The organism is Amycolatopsis sp. NPDC057786 (assembly GCF_042797905.1).
Classification (GTDB): Bacteria; Actinomycetota; Actinomycetes; order Mycobacteriales; family Pseudonocardiaceae; genus Amycolatopsis.
The window spans coordinates 1-22,646 of sequence record NZ_JBHVKW010000124.1 but is presented as its reverse complement, the minus strand read 5'-3'; the positions used below and the strand labels follow the sequence as shown (position 1 = coordinate 22,646).

The following is a 22,646-nucleotide window of genomic DNA, read 5'->3' as shown; positions in this document are numbered from 1 at the left end:
GGCCTCCTTCCCTCGGCTCAGCCGAGGGAAGGAGGCCTTCACGCGCTTTCGGGAGCGATCTGTTCGTCCAGGAAGCGGTCGAGGTAGCGCCACGTGGTCCCGCGCGCCTTCCGGCCGGTGAGGACGCCGAGGTGGCCGCCGGGCGCGGTCTCGAAGGTCACCGACGGCGAGTTGTCCAGCAGTTCGGTGAGCCGTTCGACGGCCGCGCGCGGGGCGATCGTGTCGTTCTGCCCGGCGATGACCAGCGTCGGCACCTTCACCCCGGACAACGCGATGATGCGGCCGTTGAGGTCGACCGTGCCCTCGGCGAGGTCGTTGGCGCGGAAGAACCGGTGATAGATCTGGCCGAACGTCCGCCCAGGGTAGGCGATCATGTTGTCCATGAAGTGGTCGACGGCCTCGATCTGCGCCAGGTAGTCCCGGTCGTCGAGATTCTTCAGGATGGCAAGGGGTTTGGTGATCTCCTTGCTGATCCCGGTCGCCCGGAACACGCGGCTGACCAAATAGGACGGTGCACCGCCGAGCGCCCGGTAGAACGGGGTCAGCAGGTGGCCGCCGGTGAGGTCCACCAGCGGGCGGAACGGGGCGATCAGCGGGATCGCGGTGAAATCGAACGGCGACGCGATGGTCGCGATCGACTCGATCGGCAGATCGGGCTGGTCGGCGGTGGTCAGCAGCGAGAAGATCCCGCCGAGGCACCACGCGACGACGTGCACGCCCTGGCCGCCGGAATCCTCGCTGACCTTGCGGATCGCGCGCGGGAGCACCTCCTCGATCCAGTGCTCGATGCCGAGGCGCCGGTCGGAGAAGGCGACGTTCCCGTAGTCGACCAGGTACGTGTTGCGGCCGCCCTCGACCAGGTGCTCGGCGAGGCTGCACCCGCGGCGCAGGTCGAAGCACAGCGCGGGCGCGGCCAGTGGCGGCACCAGCAGCACCGGCGGGCCCGTCTCGGGGCTCTTGCCGTTCGTCAGCCGGTACAGCGAACGATTCGGGCCCTGGTCGATCAGGACGCGCGGCACCGGGCGAAGATCGGCGACACCACCGTGCAGCACCTTCCCGACGACGTTCGACGCGGCGGCGGCGAGCCGTGCCGGGGGTGTGGCCATGGTGTGCCTCCTGGGGAATCAACGCGGTAAGACGTAATCTTGCCGCCTGGGAGCGCACGACTCAACACCCCGTCCGCCACAGGTCGTCCATTTCGGACAGTGGCTAGGCCGTCCGAGTTAAGAATCGGTACCCTTTTCCGCCGCCGGAGCACTCCTCGCGGCACGCGATTCGTACTCCGCGCGAGCACTGGAATGCGTTGCGGAGGACAGAATCTTGTCGCCTCCGAGCGCGCGGAGCAGTCCCTCGCCGAGGCGGCGCGGAAGCAGTCGTGTGATCCTGCCCATGGCGTCCAGCGACGCGGGCACGAAGACGTCGAACTTGGGACGGCGTAACGCATCGACAATGGCCTGCGCCACATCTTCCGGCTGCACCGATTTGAAGAACTTCGCCTCGCCGAGCCCGCTGGCCAGTTCCGTGCGCACCACCGCGGGCATCACGCAGGACACCAGCACACCCGTGCCGTGCAATTCCAGATGCACCGATTCCGACAGGCCGACGACTGCGTGTTTCGTGGCGCAGTAGGTGGCGGCGCCGGGGAAACCGGCCTTTCCCGCCATCGAGGCGATGTTGACGATGTGGCCGGTGCCGCGCGGGCGCATCCGCTTCACGGCTTCCCTGGTGCCGTGGATGACCGCGTGCAGGTTGATCTCCAGCAGCCTGCGGGTCGCCGCGTCGTCCTCTTCGTCGAGCGGCGCGAGCGGCATGATGCCCGCGTTGTTGATCAGCACGTCGATCGGGCCGACGCGCCGCTCGACCTCGTCGAGGAACTCGGTGAAGCCCTGGGTGTCGGTGACGTCGAGCGGCAGCGCCTCCGCGCCCAGTTCGGCGGCGGTCTTCTCGGCGAGGACCTGGTCCAGATCGCCGATGACCACTTTGGCGCCGAGCCGGGACAGCGCCGTCGCGGTGCTGGCCCCGATGCCCTGCGCCGCTCCGGTGATCACGACGACCTTGCCTGCCAGGGAACGTTCACGCTTGGCCATGCCGGTCTCCTCTGCGACTGCACTGTCCGGGGCACTGTTGGCGTTGTGTCAACTATGGTGCACCGGAAGCCGGGAGGACGCCAGTCCTACGGGCGCTGCTCGAACACCTGCCCGATCCAGCCCTTGACGTCGAAGCGTTCCGTCGGCTTGAAGCCCTGGCTCTCGTAGTAGCGCTGCAGGTCGCCGTCGCCACCGGCCCAGCAATCGACCCGCACCAGGCCGATACCGCGTTCCCGCGCCTCGGCCAGCGCGAACTCGATGAGCCGCGAGCCGACGCGGTGGCCGGTGAACCGGCGCGAGGTCAGCAGCAGGCCGATGTAGATCTCCGGCTCGTCGACCGGCGAGACATGCGGGAAGCGGTCACCGAGGATGATCGCCCCGGCCGCCTGGCCGTCGATCTCGGCGATGTACAGCCCCGGCCCGTCGGCCATCCCGCGGACCCGCTCGACGCGTTTCGGGATCGTGGACCACGGCTCGCTCCCCCATTGCCCCTCGCTGCCGCGCGAGGCCAGCCACGCGACGACCTCGTCGAACATGTCCAGCAACGTTTGGAAGTCCCCAGAACCACCCTGACGGATGATGAAATCGCTCATCCTTCCGTTCTACAACATCGTGAGGACGCGCGGACCTTCTGTGGTGATCGCGACGGTGTGCTCGACGTGCGCGGCCCTGGCGCCGCGGACGGTGCGCAGCGTCCAGCCGTCGTCGTCGATGCGGTAGCCGTCGCGGCCGTCGGCGATGAACATCGGCTCGATGGCCAGCACGAGCCCCGGCTTGAGCCGCATGCCGCGCCCCGGCCTGCCCTCGTTCGGCAGATGCGGGTCCTCGTGCATGCTGCGGCCGATCCCGTGACCGCCGTGGTGCAAGAGAAGGCCGTAGCCCGCTTCGCGTCCGACCGTGCCGACAGCATGGGAGATGTCGCCCATCGTGCTTCCCGCCTGGGCGGCGGCGATCCCTGCGGCCAGCGCGCGTTCGGTGGTCGCGATGAGTTCGAGGTCGGCGGGGTCGGCCTCGCCGACGACGTAACTGATCGCCGCGTCACCGTGCCAGCCGTCGATGGAGGCGCCGGCGTCGATGCTGACCAGGTCGCCGTCTCGCAGCCGGTAGTCCGACGGGATGCCGTGGACCACGGCATCGTTGACGCTCGCGCAGATCACGGCGGGAAACGGCGTCGGGGCGGAATGCGGCCGGTAGTGGAGGAACGACGGTTTCGCGCCGCCTTCCCTGATCACCTGCGCGGCGATCTCGTCCAGCTCTTTCAGGCTCACGCCGAGCGCCGACGCCTCTTTCACCGTTCGCAACGTCCGCGCCACGACACGACCGGACTCACGCATGACGTCCAGTTCGGTGGCGGATTTCAGCTCGACCATGCCGATAACTATACCGGTATAGTTATCGCGTTCGTCAAGGCGTAACTCGCGTGATCAGAGCCGATACGGCTTCAATCACGTGAGTTACGCCTTCGATCACGCGAGTTACGGGTCAGGCGACGCCGAGGTGTCGCGCGATCAGCATCCGCTGCACCTCCGAGGTCCCCTCGCCGATCTCGAGGATCTTCGCGTCACGATAGAAACGGCTCACCGGGAACTCGTTCATGAAGCCGTACCCGCCGAAGATCTGCGTCGCCTCACGCGAGTTGTCCATGGCGGCGTTCGACGCGACGAGCTTCGCGATCGACGCCTCCTTCTTGAACGGCTCGCCGCGCAGCATCTTCGACGCCGCCGCGTAGTACGCCAGCCGCGCGGTGTGCGTGCGCACCTCCATGTCGGCGATCTTGAACTGGATCGCCTGGTACTCGCCGATCTTGTGCCCGAACGCCTCACGTTCCTTGACGTACCGCAGGCATTCGTCGACGCAGCCCTGCGCGAGCCCGACGCTCAGCGCGGCGATCGCGACCCGTCCTTCGTCCAAAATGGACAGGAACTGGGCGTAACCGCGACCGCGTTCGCCGACCAGGTTCTCGGCAGGGACACGGACATCGTCGAACGAGAGCTCGTGCGTGTCCGAGCAGTTCCAGCCGACCTTGGAGTACTTCGGCGCGACGGCGAAGCCCGGCGTGCCGGACGGGACGATGATCGCCGAGATCTCCTTGCGCCCGTTCTCCTTCACGTCGGTGACGGCGGTGACCGTGACCAGTTTCGTGATGTCGGTGCCGGAGTTGGTGATGAACGACTTGCTGCCGTTGATCACCCAGGTGTCGCCGTCGAGTTTCGCGCGTGTGCGGGTGGCGCCGGCGTCCGAGCCGCCGCCGGGTTCGGTGAGCCCGAACGCGCCGAGCGCGGTGCCGGCGCACAGCTCGGGGAGCCACTTCTGCTTCTGTTCCTCGGTACCGAACCGGTAGATCGGCATGGCGCCAAGGGAAACACCGGCCTCGACCGTGATCGCGACCGAGGAATCGACGCGCGCCAATTCCTCCAGCGTCAGGCAGAGCGCGAAGTAGTCGCCGCCCATGCCGCCGTATTCCTCGGGGAAGGGCAGGCCGAACAGGCCCATCTCGGCCATCTTCGCGACGATCTCGTACGGGAACTCCTCCCGCTCGTAGAGGTCGCCGATGACCGGGGCGACCTCGGAGCGCGCGAATTCCTCGACCGTCTTGCGCAGCGCCTCGTACTCGTCATCCAGCCGAAAGTCGATCATTGCTCATCCTTTTGGGGTGTCACAACGGCTACCGTCTCGTCCAGCGCGACCTGTTGGCCCGCCCGGACGGGGAGTTCGCTGACCACGCCGTCGATCGGCGCGGTGATCGTGTGCTCCATCTTCATCGCCTCGACGACCACGAGCGGCGTCCCGGCGCTCACCACGTCACCGGCGGCGGCCTTGACCACCAGCACGGTTCCCGGCATCGGACTGGTGACCGGTCCGGCGCCGCCCGCGGCACCGGACGCCGAGCGCAGCCTCTCGCGCTCGCCGATCGCGAAGCTGTGGCCGTCACGCGCGAGCCACACCGTCCGCCCACTCCCGGCCGCGTGGCGATAGCGGTGGAAACCGGTGGGGTGCCTGACTTCCAGCAGATCACCCTCGCGTCGCGCGGAAACCCGGACCGGCTCGGCGCCGTCGACGCTGACGAGCGCGTTCGCCGGAGTGCCCTGCACCCGCACGACGACTTCGGCACTTCCCGACTTCAACGCGAAGTCGATCCCGCCGGACCCGCCGAGCCGCCAGCCGTCCGGCACGTCCCACGGATCGATGACGGCTCCCCGCGGTTGCAGGGAAAGCAGCCGGTCTAGCGCCGCCGCCACGAAGAACTCCGGCGGCACCTCCTCGGAGACCAAAGTGGACAGTCGCCGGTCGACGAGGCCGGTGTCGAGCTTGCCGTCGCGGACATCGCCGTCGGCGAGGAGCCCGCGCAGGAAGGCGACGTTCGTGCCGACGCCGAGCAGCGCGGTGTCCGCGAGCGCCAGATCGAGCCGGTGCAGCGCGGCCGCGCGATCCGGGCCCCAGGCGATGACCTTGGCCAGCATCGGGTCGTAGTTCGAGCCGATGACCGCGCCCTCGCTCATCCACGAGTCGACGCGCACGCCCTCGCCGGACGGCTCGTGGACCGCGAGGACGGTTCCACCCGTCGGAATGAAACCGCGAGCGGGATCTTCGGCATAGACACGGGCTTCGACGGCGTGGCCGTCCAGCCGGACGTCGTCCTGCGACACGGTGAGCACGTCACCCGCGGCGATTTTGACCTGCCACTCGACGAGATCCAGCCCGGTCACCAGCTCGGTCACCGGATGCTCGACCTGGAGGCGGGTGTTCATCTCCATGAAGAAGAATTCGTCGGGCGCGGTGGCCGACACGATGAACTCGACCGTGCCCGCGCCGACGTAACCCACCGAGCGCGCGGCCTCGACCGCGGACGCGCCCATCTTCGCGCGCGTCGCTTCGTCGAGGAGCACGGACGGCGCCTCTTCGATGATCTTCTGGTGCCGCCGCTGAAGACTGCACTCGCGCTCGCCGAGGTGGATCACGTTGCCGTGCGTGTCGGCGAGCACCTGGATCTCGATATGGCGCGGCGTGGTGACGAACCGCTCCATGAGCAGCGTGTCGTCGCCGAAGGAACCCTTGGCCTCGCGGCGCGCGGACTCGACGGCCGCGTCCAATTCGGACAGTTCGGTGACGAGCCGCATCCCCTTGCCGCCACCACCGGCGGACGGCTTGATCAGCAGCGGGAACCCGACCTTTTCCGCGGCGGCCGCGAAACCGCCGTCGGGAATGTCCACATCGGACGCCCCTGGCACCACAGGGACACCGGCCTTGGACACCGTCGCCTTGGCGCGGATCTTGTCGCCCATGGCGTCGATGGCCTCGACCGGCGGGCCGATGAAGACCAGGCCTGCCTCGGCGCAGGCACGCGCGAATTCCGCGTTCTCCGCGAGGAAGCCGTAACCGGGGTGGACCGCCTGCGCGCCCGTGTCGACCGCCGCCTGGACGATCGCCGGGATGGACAGATAGCTCTTCGCCGCTTCGGCCGGGCCGATACGGACGGCGGTGTGCGCCTCCCGGACGTGCCGGGCGTCGGCGTCCGCGTCGCTGTACACCGCGACCGAACGGATGCCGAGCCCCTGCAGCGAGCGGATCACGCGGACCGCGATCTCCCCGCGGTTGGCGACCAGAACCGTGTCGAACATGCTCACATCCTGAAGACGCCGTAGTTGACATCGGAAAGTGGCGCGTTGGCCGTCGCGGACAGCGCGAGGCCGAGCACCGTGCGGGTGTCCGCCGGATCGATCACTCCGTCGTCCCACAACCGCGCCGTCGAGTAGTACGGGCTGCCCTGCGCCTCGTACTGGTCGCGGATCGGCTCCTTGAAGGCCTCTTCGTCCTCTGTGGACCATTCGCCGCCGCGAGCCTCGATGGCGTCGCGGCGGACCGTCGAAAGCACCGACGCCGCCTGCTCCCCGCCCATCACCGAGATGCGCGCGTTCGGCCACATCCACAGGAACCGCGGCGAGTACGCGCGGCCGCACATCGAGTAGTTGCCCGCGCCGAACGAGCCGCCGATGACGACGGTCAGCTTCGGCACCCGCGCGCAGGCCACCGCGGTGACCATCTTCGCGCCGTGTTTGGCGATGCCGCCCGCCTCGTAGGCCTTGCCGACCATGAAACCGGTGATGTTCTGGAGGAACAGCAGCGGGATCGACCGTTTGTCGCACAGTTCGATGAAGTGCGCGCCCTTCATCGCGGACTCGGCGAAGAGCACGCCGTTGTTCGCGATGATGCCGACGGGATGGCCGTGGATCCGGGCGAACCCGGTGACCAGCGTCGAGCCGTACTCCTTCTTGAACTCGCCGAACCGGCTGCCGTCGACGATCCGGGCGATGACCTCGCGGACGTCGTAGGGCACGCGCGGGTCGGTCGGGACGACGCCGTACAACTCGTTCGGGTCGGCGACCGGTGCCTCCGTCGGGAGGACGTCCCAGGGACGCGGCGTCCGCGGCCCCAAAGTCGACACGATCGAGCGAACGATGCGCAACGCGTCGGCGTCGTCCTCGGCCAGGTGGTCGGTGACGCCGGACTGACGCGAGTGGACGTCGCCGCCGCCGAGCTCCTCCGCCGTGACGACCTCGCCGGTCGCGGCCTTCACCAGCGGCGGGCCGCCGAGGAAGATGGTGCCCTGGTTCCGCACGATGACCGCTTCGTCGCTCATCGCCGGGACGTACGCGCCGCCCGCCGTGCACGAGCCGAGCACCGCGGCGATCTGCGGGATACCGCGCGCGGACATGGTGGCCTGGTTGTAGAAGATCCGGCCGAAGTGCTCACGATCCGGGAAGACCTCGTCCTGCCTCGGCAGGAACGCGCCGCCGGAGTCCACCAGGTAGACGCACGGCAGGTTGTTGTGCAGCGCGACCTCTTGCGCGCGCAGGTGCTTCTTGACCGTCATCGGGTAGTAGGTGCCGCCCTTGACCGTCGCGTCGTTGGCGACGATCACGCATTCGCGGCCCGAGACCCGCCCGATCCCGGTGATGATCCCGGCCGAGGGGGCCTCGTCGTCGTACAGTCCGGTGGCGGCCAGCGGGGACAGCTCCAGGAACGGCGAACCCGGGTCGAGGAGGGTGTCGACCCGGTCGCGTGGCAGGAGTTTGCCCCGCTCGACGTGGCGGGTGCGGGATTTCTCCGGGCCCCCGAGCCGGGCGGCGGCGAGCCGCTTGCGCAGGTCCTCGACCAGCTCGGCATGGGAGGTGGCGCTGCGGGCGTACTCGTCGCTGCCCGGATCGGCCGAAGTGCTCAGTACGGGTGTGTCCATGGCTCCTCGTCGCCAAGTTAGCCGTCGTTAACTCGCTCGCTCAGGTTAACGCCCACTAACCCGCTCTGTCCACCGGGCGGGTGCTGAAGGACGCCATACCCGCGTCTAACGCGACGAAAGGGCCCTTCACCGCGTGGCATGCGGTGAAGGGCCCTTTCAGCCCTAGCGGTGAGCGGATCAGCCGATCGCGGCGACCAGCGGGTTGTAGTAGCCGCCCCGCTGACCGGCGACCGTCGGGTGGTACGAGTTCACGATCGGCCAGGTGAGGCTGTGCAGGTAGTCGCCTGCCGACGAGCAGATGTTGTGCCCGGTGAAGGCACCTCGAACGTCCACGAACTTCGCGCCGTGCGCGGCGGCACGGGCCGAGAGCACCGACGCCAGCGTGTCGGAACCCGAGTTGATCGCCGTGCGCTTCGTGTCGCTCAGCCCGACCGAGCACGAACCCGGCACGGTGTAGAAGCGCGGGTACCCCAGGACGACCAGCTTCGCGCCGGGCGCCTTCGACTTGATCTTGCTGTAGACGTTGTTCAGCAGCCCGGGAAGCGTGTTGTTCACGTAGTTCTTCGCGGTGTTGACCCGGTTGATGCAGGTCTGGTCGCTGCCGGTGGTGCAGGTGGTCATGACGTCGGCGAACCCGGCGTCGTTGCCGCCGACCGAGACCGTCACCAGCGTGGTGCTGGAGGTGACGTTCGCGATCTGGTTCAGGACGTCGCCGGTGCGCGCTCCCGAGCACGCGACGAATTTGAAGGTGGTCCCGGCGTGGGCGTTGGCCCACAGCTGGGGATAGGCGTTGGCACTGCGCATGCAGTCGCCCGAGTTCCCGTAGCTGCCGGCACCGACGCCGGACGAGTACGAGTCACCGAGCGCCACGTAGTTGGTCGCCGCTTGGGCGGTGCCCGCGAGACCGAAGGTGGCGAGGACAGCGACCCCCAGGGCCGCACCTAGACGAGTGAAGGAAAGAGCTTTGATCCGAGCAGGGACGGCCATGGTCACTCCTTCGTGACAAGTTAACGAGAGACAGCATTACCAGGTGGTAGCCCCACGCAAAAGGGTCATTTCCCCAGGTAACCCGCTTGGCTCAGGCTGGAAGTACGGCCGCGTGTTAGCACTCGCTAACACGCGGCCTTAATATGGCCAGATGCCGGCGAACCCCACCCCACTCGTGAACGGCGAGAAGGCGAACAGGCGCGAACAGATCATGGCCGCCGCCGCCGAGCTCTTCGCCCACCACGGTTTCCACGGCGTCGGCATCGACGACATCGGCGCGGCCGTCGGCATCTCGGGACCGGCGCTGTACCGGCATTTCCGCAGCAAGGACGCCATCCTCGGCGAGATGCTGAACTCGATCAGCCGTTATCTGCTCGACGGCGGGACGGCGAGGGCGAGCCAGCGGGACGAGCCGGGCGAGGTTCTCGAAGCACTGGTGGACTTCCACGTCGACTTCGCGCTCACGCATCCCGCGTTGATCACCGTCCAGGAACGCAACCTCGCCAATCTCACCGACAGTGACCGCAAACAGGTCCGGGCCCTACAGCGCCAGTACGTCGAGGTCTGGGTGCGCGCGATCAGCGACGCCGTCCCCGGGATCGGTGAACGGCAGGCGAGATCGGCGGCGCACGCGGTCTTCGGGTTGATCAACTCGACCCCGTACAACCGCCATCTCGGTGACAGCGAACTGGCCGAAATGCTCTGCCGCCTCGCGCTGGGTGCACTGCACGCCGCCAAGTGACCACGTCCGGGTTTCGGCCTATCCCCACTTTTCCGTCCTCTGGTGTTTGATAGGCACGTGGAGCCGGACAGGAGCGAGTACGAGCGGAGGCTCGTCGAAAAGGCGCAGCGCGCGCTCGTGGCGATCAGCCTCGGGGAGGACGCCGAGGCGCTCGACGAGCTCACGCCGACCGCCGTCGAGCCCCAAGCCCGCTCCGAAGAGACCAAAGAGCTCGTGATGATGCTCTTCGGTGAATGCAGCGCCATGGTGTCGACCCTCGGTGACGGCGGCAGCGCGCCGGTCAAGGTCCAGGTGTTCGACGAGGACGGCGAAGAGGTCTCGATCGACCAGGCGGACCCGCCCGTGCGGACGGCCGTGCGCACGCTGCTGGCCGAGGTGCACGGCAACAGCGAGGCCGCGCAGGAACAGGTCGAGATCGCGCTCGCCAACGCCGCGCCGGACGAGGTCGACAGCCTGGTACTGCAGGCGCTGCGCTGGACGATCCGGCTGTCGGCGGAATGCCTGGACCGGGATCTGCCGGTGGCGCCCTGGATCTCGGACGCCGTCGCGGACTAGCCGGGCGTGGCTTTGCCGGGACGGGCGCGCCGAGTGTCGCGAAAGCCACTTTCGCGACGTCTGATGTCCCGAAAGTGGCTTTCGCGACACGCTTGCCGACGGCTTGGGCGACTGATCGCCGAGCTTGAGCGGCTTCGGAAGCTGGGCAGATTGCCGATGTCGCATTCGAGACGCTCAGTGTCCCCAATGCGACATCGGGGACCCTGAGGGACATCGGCTGGGCGCGCGAGCCGGCGGGAACGCGATGCGAAAGTGGCTTTCGCAACGGCACCTTTCCTCGCCAGTAGACGCCGTGGACCATGCCGTGTCCTGCGAGTATCGCCTGGCGTGCTGACCTGCGGAAAGAGAGCGGGGGACCTTTGCTGTCGCGGGAGGGGGTGTGTGGATATGGGGACGTCGAGTGTCCCTATCTCCACACAACCCTCACGCGCTGCAAGGTCCATCGCTGACTGTGTGGATTTTGGTGCGTTGGACGACCCGAAATCCACACAGTCACCGCGCGGGGGACCGCGAAATCACTTGCAGGACATCACCCGTGTCGCCTAGCCCAGCAGCAGCTTCACCAGCCGCCCGATCTGCTCGGTCTCGATCAGGAACGAGTCGTGCCCGTACGGCGAGCCGATGACGGCGAACTCCGCTCCGTCGATCCCGTCCGCGATGGCCTGCGACTGGTACAGGGGGTAGAGCCGGTCACTGTCCACCCCGGCCGCGACCGTGCGCGCGGTGATCCGGCCGAGCGCGTTCGCGACCCCGCCCCGCCCGCGGCCGACGTCGTGCGTGTTCATCGATTCGGTGAGCACCACGTAGCTGCCGGCGTCGAACCGGCGGGAAAGCTTCCCGGCATGATGGTCCAAATAGGACTCGACGGCGAACCTCCCGCCGCGCAAGGGATCTTCGCCGTCTTGGTGACGACGTCCGAAGCGCTGCGACAGTTCGGCTTCGCTGCGATAGGTCGCGTGCGCGATGCGGCGCGCGATGCCGAGGCCGGCGTCCGGGCCGCCGCCGGGGACGTCGTGATAGTCACCGCCGTGCCAGCCCGGATCGGCGCGGATGGCGTGCAGTTGCGGCGCGGCCCAGGCGATCTGGTCGGCCGACGCCTGCGCCGTCGACGCGAGCACGAGCAGCGCCGCGACCCGTTCCGGTTCGCTCACCGCCCATTCCAGCGCGCGCATCCCGCCCATGGAACCGCCGGCCACGGCGGCCCACCGGCCGATGCCCAGCGCGTCGGCGAGGACGGTCTCGGCGCCCACCTGGTCCCGGACGGTCACGGCGGGAAACCTGCTGCCCCAGGGCTTTCCGTCCGGATGGCGCGAAGACGGACCGGTCGAGCCCTGGCAGCCGCCGAGCACATTCGGGACCACGACGAAGAAAACGTCCGTATCGATCGCCTTGCCCGGCCCGATCAGGCCGTCCCACCAGCCGGGGCTGACGTGGCCTTCCTCCGCCGGGCCGACGGCGTGGCTGTCCCCGGTCAGCGCGTGCTCGACGAGGATCGCGTTGGAGGCACTGGGATTCAGTGTTCCCCAGGTCTCGTAGGCGAGCGTGAAGGGCAGCGTGCCGCCGGTTTCGAGCGCCTGGACGCCGGTGACGAAACGGCGACGTCCAGGCGGCTCTCCCTCTCGCCACGCACCGGTCACAGAGCGGCCTTGGCCGCCCGGAATCCGGCCTCGAGATCGGCCTTGAGGTCCTCGATCCCTTCCAGCCCGACGGCGAGCCGCACGAGACCCGGCGTGACCCCGCTGGAAGCCTGCTCCTCCGGCGTGAGCTGGCTGTGCGTGGTCGAGGCCGGGTGCACGATCAGGCTGCGTACGTCACCGATGTTGACCAGCTGGCTGTGCAGTTCCGTACCGTCCACAAAGGCCCGTCCGGCTTCGACGCCGCCACGCAGATCGAACGACAGCACCGCGCCGGCGCCCTTCGGCAGGTACTTCTTCGCGGCCTCGTAGTGCGGGCTCGACGGCAGCCCGGCGTAGTACACCTTCTCGACCTCGTCGCGCTGCTCCAGCCATTCGGCCAGCGCCTGCGCGTTGGACACATGCCGCTCCAGACGCAGCGAAAGCGTCTCGATCCCTTGCAGGATCAGGAAACTGTTCAGCGGCGCGATCGCGGCGCCGGTGTCGCGCAGGATCTGGACGCGGGCCTTGGCGGCGAACGCGCCAGGCCCGAGGGCCTCCCAGTACTTGAGGCCGTGGTAACTCGGGTCGGCTTCGTTGAATCCGGGGAACCGCGCCGGATCCTTGCCGAAGTCGAAGGTGCCGCCGTCGACCAGCACTCCGGCGACGGTGGTGCCGTGCCCGCCGAGGTACTTGGTCGCCGAGTGGACGACGATGTCGGCGCCGTGCTCGATCGGGCGCACGAGGTACGGGGTCGGCACGGTGTTGTCCACGACCAGCGGGACACCGGACTCGTGCGCGGCGTCGGCGACCGCGCGGATGTCGAGCACGTTGCTGCCCGGATTGGCCAGCGTCTCGGCGAAGAACAGCTTGGTATTGGGCCGGACGGCGGCCTTCCACTGCTCGATGTCGTCCTGGTCCTCGACGAACGAGACCTCGATTCCGAGCTTCGGCAGCGTGTAGTGGAAGAGGTTGTAGGTGCCGCCGTACAGCGAAGGACTGGAGACGAAATGGTCGCCCGCGTTCGCGAGGTTGAGGATGGCCGCCGTCGTCGCCGCGCTCCCGGAGGCGAACGCCAGCGCCGCGACACCGCCTTCGAGCGCGGCGAGCCGCTGCTCCAGCACGTCCTGCGTGGGGTTGTTGATCCGCGTGTAGATGTTGCCGGGCTCGGCGAGGCTGAAGAGATCGGCGCCGTGCTGACTGTCGCGGAACACGTACGAGGTGGTCTGGTAGATCGGGGTCGCCCGCGCGCCGGTGGCGGTGTCCGGCGCCGCACCCGCGTGGATCTGCTTGGTCTCGAACGACCATCCGTCCGCGCTCATCGCGATTCTCCTAGCGGTTCAAGGGGTTTCGGCTGTTGTCACCGAAGCTAGCTCCGCCGAACGGAGCACCCAACCGCTCTCAGGAGGTGGGATTCTTTTCCTGAAGGGCGAACCTGTTGCCCTCCGAATCGGTGAACATCGCCCACCAGCCCCACGGCTGCTTCTCGGGCCGGGCGGGAAACTCGACGCCCTTCGCCGAAAGCTCCTCGTACGTCTTTTCGATGTCGTCGGCGTAGAAGAAGAAATTGCCTGTCGGGAGTTCGTCACGCACTTCGAACCGCTTGAGGTCCTCCGGCGCGGTACTCAGGACGAGCGACGTCGCGCCATCGGCGGACGTGACCTCGACCCACCGGTTCCCTTCGTCGTCGTACGGCACGTCGGTGGTGATCTCGAACCCGACGACCTCGGACCAGAACCTCTTCGCCCGCTCCTGGTCCCGCACCCCGACGACGATCTTGTGCACACCTTGAATCGCCATGCCGGCTCCTTTGTATCCATCATGGATATAACGAAACCGGAGTGTATGCTTCCCGGATGGCCGACGGCAACCCACAGCTCACCCCCGCGGCGTTCCAGACCCTGCTGGCGCTCGCGAAAGGGCGCGCGCACGGCTACGCGATCATGGGTTTCGTCGACGAGGTGAGCGGCGGCACCGCCCAGCTCGGTCCCGGCACGCTGTACCGGACGCTCGCCCGGCTCGTCGCCGACGGCCTGGTCGAAGAGGCCCCGGACGCGAGCGAAGACCGGCCGCACGACTCGCGCCGCCGCTACTACCGGCTGACCCGCGCCGGCCGGGACGTCGCCGCCCGCGAGGCGGAGTTCCTGAGCAGGCTCGTCGCGGTGGCCGGGCAGGCCGGACTGCTGAAGCGGGCGGAGTCGGCGTGAGCCGGGCGCTCGGCTTGACGCCGCATCTGTTCGTCGAGGACGTTGACGCGTCGCTTTCCTTCTACGCCAAGGCGTTCGGCGCCGTGGAACTGTTCCGCAACGTGCTCCCGAACGGCGTCGTGCTGTTCGTGGAAGTCGCCGTCGGCGATGCGCGACTGCTGGTGAGCCAGGAGATCCCGCAGCTCGACGCGCTCGCGCCCGCCACCCTCGGCGGCACCCCGATGCTGCTCGTCCTGGAGACCGAGGACCCCGACGACCTCGCGCGCCGCGCGGTGTTCGCGGGCGCGCGGGTGGAGGCGCCGGTCGAGGAGATGTTCTTCGGCGAGCGCTACGGCCGGATCGTCGACCCCGACGGCCACCGTTGGGCACTGACGACCAAACGTGAGCGGTTCACGCCCGAAGACATCGACGCGAGGACGCCACGCGAGGTCTGACGTGTGCGGTGGTCCCACCTGCTGGACAATCGCCGCATGGTTTCCGTGCGCAGTGTCGTCGACCGGGTGGGGCCGACGCTGTTGCACGCCCTTCAGGTCCCCGAAGAGTCCCCGGCCGTCGGCGACGTCGTCATCGCCGAACCCGGCAACACCCTCGCCGCGGGAGACCTCGTCCTCGGTGTCGCGATCACCGAAACGCCGGACGCCGCGGAACTAGTCCGGCTCAGCGCGGCCAAAGGCGCCGCCGCCGTCCTGCTGAAACCGCCGCTCGCGGCGAAACCCTCGGTGAAGCGGGCGGCGAAATCGGCGGACATCGCGTTGATCGAGGTGCGCTCGGCGACGTCGTGGGCGCAGCTCGTCTGGCTGCTCAGGACGGTCCTCGACGCCCTGGCCGACGAGTCGGACGCGCTGGAGGACGGCGGCGGCCCCGGTTCCGGCGACCTGTTCCGGCTCGCGGACGCCGTCGCTTCGGTGGTCGACGCGCCCGTGACCATCGAGGACACCAACTCGCGCGTGCTCGCCTACTCGGCCCGGCAGGACCTGACCGACTCGGCGCGCGTGTCCACGATCATGGGCCGCCGCATCCCCGACGACGTGCTCGCGCGGTTCCGGTCACGAGGGGTGTTCCGTGAGCTGTCCCGCGGGCGGCAGACGATCTTCGTGCCCGCGCAGCGCGACGGCACCCTTCCCCGGCTGATCGTGCCGATCCGGATGGGCGGCGAGCTGCTCGGGTCGATGTGGGCGGTCGTCGCGGGCCCGGTCTCCGACGAACGCGCGGCCGCGTTCGCCGACGCGGCACCCGTCGTCGCGCTGCACCTGCTGCGCCGCCGCGCGCACACCGATTCGCAACGCCGGGTCTCCGCCGAACTGCTGCGTGCCGTGCTGGAAGGAAAGGCCAGCCCGCGCAAGGCGATCGCCGAACTCGACCTGTCCGAGGAGCCGCACCGCGTCGTGGTCATCGAGGTCTCCGGCGGCGACGGCCGCGACGACGAGGGCCTGCGGCTCGCCCTCCTCGAACGGATCTCGCAGGGTGTCGGCAGGCGGCCGGTGGCCACCGAACTCGGCGGCGTGCTCTACGCGGTCGTCCCGGACGGCGACGGCTGGAACGAACTCCGGGCCGCGCTGGAAGCCCTGCCGTCGTCGAAGAAGGGCGGGACGCCGCGGGCGGCAGCCGGGTCGGCCTGCGAAATCGGCGAGCTCGCGACGTCACGGCTGCAGGCCGACGAGGCACTGGGGCTGCTTCGCGCGAAGCTCGTGCCGGGCCGCGTCGTGGTCTTCGACGAGGCGTGGACCGCCCTTTCTCTGCACCGCGGGGCGACGGCGGCAAGTACCGCGAGAGTCGCCGAACTCGGCCCGCTCGGTTTGCTGCGCGCGCACGACGAAGCCCACGAGAGCGGCTACGTCGACACGCTCTATCAATGGCTGCGGCATCCCGGAGACCCGCGCGCGGCCGCGAAGGAACTCCGGATCCATCCCAACACCCTGCGGTACCGGATGCGGCGGCTGCTCGACCTCGTCCCGCTGGACCTCGACGATCCCGATGTCCGGCTGGCGCTGATCACGCAACTCGTTTCCCTGCGCTGGAGCTGATTCCACTACAAAATGTTCGACAACGAACACTTTGTAGTTCTACAAAACCGTACCCAGACGTCAGGAAAGGGTCTTTCGGGACAAGAAACGTCTTGAAAGACCCTTTCCTGACATCCGACGGTTCAGTGCGCGCTGGCGCGATAGCCGTCCTCAATGGTCTGCCGCACCGCGGCGAGCAGATCGGCACCGGGGTAAAGCGGCAAAAGAACACCTGGGCCGCCGTCGACCCGCAGCGCGGCTTCGTAGCCGTTTCCCGGGGTTTCGACCAGGCCCACGATGACATCTGCCGGATTGCCTTCGGTGTCGACGGTGCGGACGCGCCGCTCCCGTCGCCAGTCCTGATTTGTCATGCGGAACAGAATGGCAGCTTACCGGCCAGTAAGATCAACATCTTGACTCGATCGTGCTGCATTTACCGTTTCGCAGGTTGCACGGCCGCGCCCACCCCCAGCGAACGCGGCCGTGCGTCATACCCGATAACCGAGATCTTCGGCGACGAATCGCTTCGGCACCATCCGGACCCAGACGGTCCCTTTCACCTCGGGATCATCGTGCAGGTAAGAACGAAAACGCGCATCCCATTTGTGTTCGTCCTGGCCGAGATACCGGCTCAGCAGCCGCCGTCCACGAGGGACGTCGAAGGGCAGCACCTCCGCTTCACCGCGCGCGAGCACTTGCCGCACGCGGCCGGTGCCGACGTCGCACACGTCGACGGTCACCGCGATCGACGGCGACTCGCGGACCAGACTGGCCAGCCGAGCCCACGGTCCGGTGAGGATCCAGAAGGCCCGTTTCTCCCAGAGGTACCAGGTGGGGCGCACGGTCGGCCCGGCCGCGGCGACCCTGGCCGTGAGCGGGCAGGCGAGGAATTCGTCGACGTCGAACATCAGACCTCGAGCAACGTTTTGCCGACCGCGCCGCGCGACTGCATGACCGCGTGCGCCTCGGCCGCCCGTTCGAGCGGGAATCGTTGGCCGATCACGGGTTCCAGCCGTCCGGCGGCGGCTTCGGCGAGTGCCGACTCGGTGAACGCCCGCATCTCGGCCGGTCCGCCGAGCCCCCGGATCACCGTGACCCCGCGCGCGGCGGCGTCCTCTTCGGACACCTCCGTCCACGAACCACTCGACAGTCCGTAGATCAGCATCCGGCCACCGGGCCTGAGCAATCCGAACGACGTCGCCCCGATGTCGCCGCCGACCCCGTCGAACACGACGTCGACCTCGCCCGCCTTCGCCGCCCAGTCCGCCTCGCGATAGTCGACCGCGACGTCCGCGCCGCGCTCCCGGACGTGCTCGGTCTTCGCCGCGCCACCCGCCGCCCCGATGACCACGCCACCGGCGGCCTTGGCGAGCTGGACGACCAGCCCGCCGACTCCGCCCGCCGCCGCTTCCACCAGCACGCGCTCGCCGGGGCGGATCCGCGCGGCGGTCACCAGCGCGGTCGCCGTGCGGCCGTCGGCGAGGATCGCCACGGCCGCGTCGAGGGCCAAGCCGTCCGGCACCTCGAAGACATCGTCGGCGGCGACCGCGACGCGTTCCGCGTACGCCCCGGATCCCCCGGTCGAGGTCACGACGCATTTGCCGACCAGGCCGAGGTCGACCCCTTCACCGACCGCGCTGATCACGCCGCCGACGCCGTTGCCGGGGATCATCGGCAGTTCCGCGCGGAACGGCCCGCCTCCGCCGGCACGGAACTGCGTCTCGACGAACGTGATGTTGGCGAACGCCACCTCGATCAGGACCTGGCCCGCTGCGGGCACCGGATCCGGGGCATCGCCCGCGACGAGCACTTCGGGCCCGCCGAACTCTTTCAACCACACGGCTCTCATGTGACCCAAGGTGCAAGCTCCAGTTCACTGGAGGTCAAGCGATTGTGCCGCGAAGCCCATGATCGGTGCACAACATTGTCGCGCGCACACGATGACACCGCCGTCCGGGTGGCTCACCGTGAGTGGCAGCACCTTTGTTCGCAGACCCGCCGCCAGGAGGCATCCCGTGCGTATCGCCGTCCCCCGTGAGATCAAGAAGCATGAGTACCGGGTGGCGCTCACCCCGGCGGGCGTGCACGAACTGACCGGGCGCGGCCACGACGTCTTCGTCGAGACCGGCGCCGGCCTCGGCTCGTCCATCACCGACGAGGAGTACCTCGCCGCGGGCGCGAAGATCCTCGCGACCGCGGAAGAGACCTGGTCCGAGGGCGAGCTCGTGCTCAAGGTCAAGGAGCCGATCGCCGAGGAGTACCCGCGGCTGCGCGCCGGCCAGGTGCTCTTCACCTACCTGCACATCGCCGCGGACCGGCCGCTGACCGACGCGCTGCTGGCCGCGGGCACCACCGCGATCGCCTACGAGACGGTGCAGACCCCGAACCGCGCGCTGCCGCTGCTCGCGCCGATGTCCGAGGTCGCCGGACGGCTGGCCCCGCAGGTCGGCGCGTTCTCGCTGATGAAGCCGAGCGGTGGCCGCGGCGTGCTGCCCGGCGGCATCCCCGGCGTGCACCCGGCGCGTGTGGTCGTCATCGGCGGCGGTGTCGCCGGGCTCAACGCGGCGCGGGTCGCGCTCGGCCTCGGCTCGGACGTCGAGATCCTCGACACCAATGTCGACCGGCTCCGCCAGATCGACAACGACTTCGGCGGCCGCATCCGCACGGTGACCTCGAACGCGCTGTCGGTGGAGCAGTCCGTGCTGGAGGCCGACATGGTCATCGGCGCGGTGCTCGTGCCCGGCGCGAAGGCGCCGAAGCTGGTCTCGAACGAGCTCGTTTCGCGGATGCGCCCTGGCAGCGTGCTGGTGGACATCGCGATCGACCAGGGCGGCTGCTTCGCCGACTCGCGGCCGACCACGCACGACGAGCCGACCTACAAGGTCCACGAGTCGGTGTTCTACTGCGTCGCGAACATGCCGGGCGCGGTGCCCCGGACGTCGACCTACGGCCTGACCAACGTGACACTGCCGTACGCCGTGCAGCTGGCGGAGCACGGCTGGCAGAAGGCGCTGCAGGCCGACGCTTCGCTGGCGAAGGGCCTCAACACGCACGCGGGCGCCCTCACGAACGCCCCCGTCGCCGCCGCGCACGGCCTGGCCGCCACCGACCTGGCGGACGTCCTGGCCTGACCCCCACGCCACATCCCCACGCGAGGGATCTTTGCCACTCCGGTGAGCAAAGGTCCCTCGCTCCTTTTCCGGCTTTCCGGCACCCGGAGCCCCGCGGTCGCGGCACACTGTCCGCGGGGAGGTACTCGATGGAATTCGAGGTACTGGGGCCGATCCGCGTTCGTTCCACCGGCCGTATCGTGACCGTCACCGGACGTCTCCAGAGGATCCTGCTGGGGACGCTGCTGGCCAACGCCAACCGAGACGTCCCGGCGAGCACGCTCGCCGGCGTGCTGTGGCCGGGGGAAGCCGACGACTCCGCGTCGAAGCTGTACCTGCACGTGTACAAGCTGAGGCGGCTGCTCGGCGAACCGGAACGGCTGGCGAGCGGAGAAGGCGGCTACCACCTGCGGGTGCTGCCGGGGGAACTCGACGCCCAGCGGTTCGAGTCTCTCGTGGACGAAGCCGTCGCGAGCGATCCGCGACGGTGCGCCGAATTGTCGCGTGAGGCGCTCGGCCTGTGGCGCGGGGAGCCGTATGACGGCCTCGACTCGCCGGAACTGGCCGACCAGGCACGGCGGCTCACCGAGCGACGGTTGGCCGCGATCGAGACCCTGTGTCAGGCCTAGCTCGCCGACGGCAGGCATTCGTCCCTGGTGGACGAGCTGTCCGAACTGGTGCGCCGTCACCCGTTCCGGGAACGGCTGCACGAATTGCTGATGATCGCGCTGTACCGGGCGGGGCGGCGTACGGCGGCCTTGGCCGTCTACCGCGCGGCACGGCGATTGTTCATCGAAGAACTCGGGATCGAGCCGGGCCCGGAACTTCGGGAAACCGAAAGGCGGATCCTCGCCGGACAACCGGTCGAACCGGCAGGCACGCCGGCACCGGCGGCCGCGCCGTCGGAACTGCCCCGCACGGTACGGAACTTCGTCGGCAGGACGGCGGAGCTGTCCGAATTGGACGATCAGCTCACAGACTCGGCACCGGTGTGCGTCGTGGTGGGCACCGCGGGCGTCGGCAAGACCGCGACGGTGGTGCACTGGGGCAACCGGGTCCGCTCCCGGTTTCCCGACGGTCAGCTGTACGTCGACCTCCGTGGCTACGGACCGGAGCGGCCACCCCCGCCCGCGAACGTGCTCGCCGGGTTCCTCGAGGCACTGGGGGTCGACGGCCCGGCGATCCCCCGCGAACTCCCGGCACGAGCGGCCCGGTTCCGGGCACTGGCCGCCCGCAGACGGATGCTCGTCGTACTGGACAACGCGCGGACCTGTGAACAGGTCAGGCCATTGCTGCCGATGAGTTCGTCCTGCCATGTCGTCGTGACGAGCCGGGACTCACTCGCCGGGCTGGTGGCCCGCGACGGCGCGAACCGGATCGTCCTGCGCCGCCTCCCGCCGTCCGACGCGCGGGAGTTGTTCCGTGGGCTGGCGGGTGACCGGGCGGACGGCACCGCGGACGCGATCGACGCGGTGGTGCGGCACTGCGCCCGGCTGCCACTGGCCCTGCGGATCGCCGCGGAGATCTTCCGGGCCCGCCACCATCTCGGCGTCGCCGACCTCGCCATCGAACTGGCGGACGAACATCGGCGCCTCGACCTGATGGACGCCGACGGCGATGCCCACACCTCGATCCGCTCGGTGTTCTCCCGGTCGTTCCACCACTTGCCGCCGACGTCCGCGCGGCTCTTCGTCCTGTGGGGCCTCCAGCCCGGGCACGACCTCACGGCGTCCGCGTTCGCCGCGCTCTCCGGCGAAGACCTGCGCACCACCCGGCGGGCCCTCGACGCGCTCACCCGATCGCACCTCGCCGAGGAAGGCTTCACCGGGCGGTACCGGACGCACGACCTGCTCCGGGCCTACGCGCGAGAACTCGCGGACCAGGTCGAGCCCACCGCACGGGAGGCGGCCTTGAGGCGTCTGTTCGTGTGGTACCTGCGTACGGCGATCGCGGCCCGCGCGCTCGTCGACCCGAAAGCCCGCGTGATCGCCATGGACGGCGTGGAGGAGACGCGGACCGAGGCACCGTTCCACACCCGCGACGACGCGCTCGCTTGGTTCGCCGCCGAGCGAGCGAATCTGGTGACCGTGGTGCGGACCGCGGCGGAACAAGGCGCCGAGGACGTCGCCTGCCTGCTGGCTGCCGCGCTGATGCGGTTGTTCTACCTGACCAAACACTGGGACGACTGGCTGATCACCCACGAGATCGCGGTGACCGCGGCCCGGCGGTCCGGCAGACGCGTCGACGAGGCCTACCTGCTGCTCGGCCTCGGGATAGCCCACGACGACGTCGGCGGCTTCGAGAAGGCGATCGAGTACTTCCGCGCCACGGCGCAGGTGTTCCACGAGCTCGGCAACCGGCACGGGCAGGCGTGGACCTTGAACAACCTCGGCGTGACGCAGGACAGCATGGGCCGCTTCGCCGAGGCGGCGGCGAGTTACACGTCCGCGCTCGAGATGTTCCAGGCGGACGGCGACCTCCACGGCGAGGGCATCGCACTGAACAACCTCGGCGACCTGCGCCGTCAGCAGGGCCTGTTCGACGACTCCCTGCGTCATCTGCGGGACGCCGTCGAACTGCAGCGGAGCAGCGGCGATCACACGTCGCTGCGCTTCACCCTCCGCACGCTCGGTGACCTGTACCGGGACATGGGGCTGCGGGAGCAGGCGAGCGAGGAGTACCGGCACGCGCTCGCGATCACCCGCGAACTGGACGATCGATGGGGCTCGGCCCGGCTGCTCGTCCAGCTCGCCGACCTGTCGGCCGCGGACGGACGCGAATCCGAGGAGCGGGACCACCTCCACGAGGCACTCTCGCTGTGCACGGCCACCGGCGATCCGATCGTCGAGAAGATCCGGGCCCGCCTCGGCGCGTGAGGGTTCACGCGCCGGGCTCCGCCTTCTTCTTCCTGATCATCGGTATCGGCACGGGCATGGTCGCCGCCGTCAAGCAGGGCCAGGCCCTCGACAAGGTAGCCAGCTCCTTGTCGCTGCTCGGCTCCTCGCTGCAGATCTACTTCGTCGGCTATATCGCGATGTTCATCCTGGTCCAGCAGATGGGGCTGCTCGACCAGCCGTCGTACACGCCGATCACGGAGAACCCGGTGG

At 68.9% G+C, this 22,646-nt stretch carries 22 protein-coding genes and 2 pseudogenes; 10 read left to right on the top strand and 14 right to left on the bottom strand.

All coding sequences use genetic code 11. The features are described from left to right. Nucleotides 1–38: 38 nt before the first annotated feature. The 8 genes from ACFVM3_RS37480 to ACFVM3_RS37445 all read right to left on the bottom strand — a co-directional run bounded on the left by ACFVM3_RS37480 (nucleotide 39) and on the right by ACFVM3_RS37445 (nucleotide 9,309). Nucleotides 39–1,106, bottom strand: a complete 1,068-nt coding sequence (locus ACFVM3_RS37480) for an alpha/beta fold hydrolase (protein WP_378444588.1) — start codon at nucleotides 1,104–1,106, stop codon at nucleotides 39–41. A gap of 117 nt (nucleotides 1,107–1,223) precedes the next feature. Beyond that, nucleotides 1,224–2,087: an SDR family oxidoreductase gene (locus ACFVM3_RS37475; protein ID WP_378444587.1), complete on the bottom strand. Its 864-nt coding sequence runs from the start codon at nucleotides 2,085–2,087 to the stop codon at nucleotides 1,224–1,226. An 86-nt stretch (nucleotides 2,088–2,173) separates the two neighbouring features. Beyond that, nucleotides 2,174–2,680: a GNAT family N-acetyltransferase gene (locus ACFVM3_RS37470; protein ID WP_125673904.1), complete on the bottom strand. Its 507-nt coding sequence runs from the start codon at nucleotides 2,678–2,680 to the stop codon at nucleotides 2,174–2,176. Nucleotides 2,681–2,689: 9 nt separating this feature from the next. Then, nucleotides 2,690–3,457, bottom strand: coding sequence for a type I methionyl aminopeptidase (gene map / locus ACFVM3_RS37465; protein WP_378444586.1), 768 nt, complete (start codon nucleotides 3,455–3,457; stop codon nucleotides 2,690–2,692). 112 nt (nucleotides 3,458–3,569) lie between these two features. Further along, nucleotides 3,570–4,724: an acyl-CoA dehydrogenase family protein gene (locus tag ACFVM3_RS37460; RefSeq protein ID WP_378444585.1), complete on the bottom strand. Its 1,155-nt coding sequence runs from the start codon at nucleotides 4,722–4,724 to the stop codon at nucleotides 3,570–3,572. Beyond that, nucleotides 4,721–6,706: an acetyl/propionyl/methylcrotonyl-CoA carboxylase subunit alpha gene (locus ACFVM3_RS37455; RefSeq protein ID WP_378444584.1), complete on the bottom strand. Its 1,986-nt coding sequence runs from the start codon at nucleotides 6,704–6,706 to the stop codon at nucleotides 4,721–4,723. The genes ACFVM3_RS37460 and ACFVM3_RS37455 overlap by 4 nt, the downstream gene beginning before the upstream one ends. A gap of 2 nt (nucleotides 6,707–6,708) precedes the next feature. After that, nucleotides 6,709–8,322: a carboxyl transferase domain-containing protein gene (locus ACFVM3_RS37450; protein ID WP_378444583.1), complete on the bottom strand. Its 1,614-nt coding sequence runs from the start codon at nucleotides 8,320–8,322 to the stop codon at nucleotides 6,709–6,711. Nucleotides 8,323–8,499: 177 nt separating this feature from the next. Then, complete coding sequence (locus ACFVM3_RS37445) at nucleotides 8,500–9,309, bottom strand: SGNH/GDSL hydrolase family protein (protein WP_378444582.1); 810 nt, start codon at nucleotides 9,307–9,309, stop codon at nucleotides 8,500–8,502. Nucleotides 9,310–9,460: 151 nt separating this feature from the next. Between ACFVM3_RS37445 and ACFVM3_RS37440 the strand changes: the two genes are divergently transcribed. Continuing rightward, the gene (locus ACFVM3_RS37440) at nucleotides 9,461–10,051 is read left to right on the top strand and encodes a TetR/AcrR family transcriptional regulator (protein WP_378444581.1); all 591 of its coding nucleotides are present in this window, start codon (nucleotides 9,461–9,463) and stop codon (nucleotides 10,049–10,051) included. A gap of 57 nt (nucleotides 10,052–10,108) precedes the next feature. After that, nucleotides 10,109–10,606 (top strand): hypothetical protein, encoded by a 498-nt coding sequence (locus tag ACFVM3_RS37435; RefSeq protein WP_034309225.1) that lies wholly within the window; start codon nucleotides 10,109–10,111, stop codon nucleotides 10,604–10,606. Nucleotides 10,607–11,148: 542 nt separating this feature from the next. On the opposite strand, the gene ACFVM3_RS37430 is transcribed toward ACFVM3_RS37435, so the two are convergent. The 3 genes from ACFVM3_RS37430 to ACFVM3_RS37420 form a co-directional block, all read right to left on the bottom strand. Further along, nucleotides 11,149–12,243 carry a homoserine O-acetyltransferase gene (locus ACFVM3_RS37430; RefSeq protein WP_378444580.1) on the bottom strand — a complete coding sequence of 365 codons (1,095 nt, stop codon included), beginning with the start codon at nucleotides 12,241–12,243 and terminating at the stop codon, nucleotides 11,149–11,151. Continuing rightward, nucleotides 12,240–13,541, bottom strand: coding sequence for a bifunctional o-acetylhomoserine/o-acetylserine sulfhydrylase (locus ACFVM3_RS37425; RefSeq protein ID WP_378444579.1), 1,302 nt, complete (start codon nucleotides 13,539–13,541; stop codon nucleotides 12,240–12,242). The genes ACFVM3_RS37430 and ACFVM3_RS37425 overlap by 4 nt, the downstream gene beginning before the upstream one ends. A gap of 79 nt (nucleotides 13,542–13,620) precedes the next feature. Next, nucleotides 13,621–14,019 carry a VOC family protein gene (locus tag ACFVM3_RS37420; RefSeq protein ID WP_378444578.1) on the bottom strand — a complete coding sequence of 133 codons (399 nt, stop codon included), beginning with the start codon at nucleotides 14,017–14,019 and terminating at the stop codon, nucleotides 13,621–13,623. Between the two features lie 56 nt (nucleotides 14,020–14,075). Between ACFVM3_RS37420 and ACFVM3_RS37415 the strand changes: the two genes are divergently transcribed. The 3 genes from ACFVM3_RS37415 to ACFVM3_RS37405 are packed head-to-tail and all read left to right on the top strand — an operon-like array spanning nucleotide 14,076 to nucleotide 16,450. After that, complete coding sequence (locus ACFVM3_RS37415) at nucleotides 14,076–14,426, top strand: PadR family transcriptional regulator (protein WP_378444577.1); 351 nt, start codon at nucleotides 14,076–14,078, stop codon at nucleotides 14,424–14,426. Beyond that, a complete protein-coding gene (locus ACFVM3_RS37410) occupies nucleotides 14,423–14,860 on the top strand; it encodes a VOC family protein (RefSeq protein ID WP_378444576.1) in 438 nt (145 codons plus the stop codon). The genes ACFVM3_RS37415 and ACFVM3_RS37410 overlap by 4 nt, the downstream gene beginning before the upstream one ends. 36 nt (nucleotides 14,861–14,896) lie before the next feature. Continuing rightward, nucleotides 14,897–16,450, top strand: coding sequence for a helix-turn-helix domain-containing protein (locus tag ACFVM3_RS37405; protein ID WP_378444575.1), 1,554 nt, complete (start codon nucleotides 14,897–14,899; stop codon nucleotides 16,448–16,450). A gap of 122 nt (nucleotides 16,451–16,572) precedes the next feature. Here ACFVM3_RS37405 and ACFVM3_RS37400 read toward each other — a convergent pair whose 3' ends face one another. The 3 genes from ACFVM3_RS37400 to ACFVM3_RS37390 form a co-directional block, all read right to left on the bottom strand. Beyond that, nucleotides 16,573–16,800: a hypothetical protein gene (locus tag ACFVM3_RS37400; RefSeq protein ID WP_034309241.1), complete on the bottom strand. Its 228-nt coding sequence runs from the start codon at nucleotides 16,798–16,800 to the stop codon at nucleotides 16,573–16,575. A 117-nt stretch (nucleotides 16,801–16,917) separates the two neighbouring features. After that, nucleotides 16,918–17,337: a pyridoxamine 5'-phosphate oxidase family protein gene (locus tag ACFVM3_RS37395; RefSeq protein ID WP_378444574.1), complete on the bottom strand. Its 420-nt coding sequence runs from the start codon at nucleotides 17,335–17,337 to the stop codon at nucleotides 16,918–16,920. Continuing rightward, nucleotides 17,337–18,278, bottom strand: a complete 942-nt coding sequence (locus ACFVM3_RS37390) for a zinc-binding dehydrogenase (protein WP_378444573.1) — start codon at nucleotides 18,276–18,278, stop codon at nucleotides 17,337–17,339. The genes ACFVM3_RS37395 and ACFVM3_RS37390 overlap by 1 nt, the downstream gene beginning before the upstream one ends. Before the next feature lie 166 nt (nucleotides 18,279–18,444). On the opposite strand from ACFVM3_RS37390, the gene ald reads away from it, so the two are divergent. From ald to ACFVM3_RS37365, 5 genes and pseudogenes are all read left to right on the top strand, one after another. Next, nucleotides 18,445–19,560, top strand: a complete 1,116-nt coding sequence (gene ald, locus ACFVM3_RS37385; protein WP_378444572.1) for an alanine dehydrogenase — start codon at nucleotides 18,445–18,447, stop codon at nucleotides 19,558–19,560. Nucleotides 19,561–19,688: 128 nt separating this feature from the next. After that, nucleotides 19,689–20,168, top strand: a complete 480-nt coding sequence (locus ACFVM3_RS37380; RefSeq protein WP_378444571.1) for a BTAD domain-containing putative transcriptional regulator — start codon at nucleotides 19,689–19,691, stop codon at nucleotides 20,166–20,168. 18 nt (nucleotides 20,169–20,186) lie between these two features. Continuing rightward, nucleotides 20,187–21,071 (top strand): annotated as a pseudogene (locus ACFVM3_RS37375) (BTAD domain-containing putative transcriptional regulator); the annotation flags it as partial. A gap of 69 nt (nucleotides 21,072–21,140) precedes the next feature. Next, the gene (locus tag ACFVM3_RS37370; RefSeq protein ID WP_378444589.1) at nucleotides 21,141–22,415 is read left to right on the top strand and encodes a tetratricopeptide repeat protein; all 1,275 of its coding nucleotides are present in this window, start codon (nucleotides 21,141–21,143) and stop codon (nucleotides 22,413–22,415) included. Continuing rightward, nucleotides 22,412–22,646: pseudogene (locus ACFVM3_RS37365) on the top strand (ABC transporter permease); the annotation flags it as partial. The gene ACFVM3_RS37370 and the pseudogene ACFVM3_RS37365, both read left to right, overlap by 4 nt.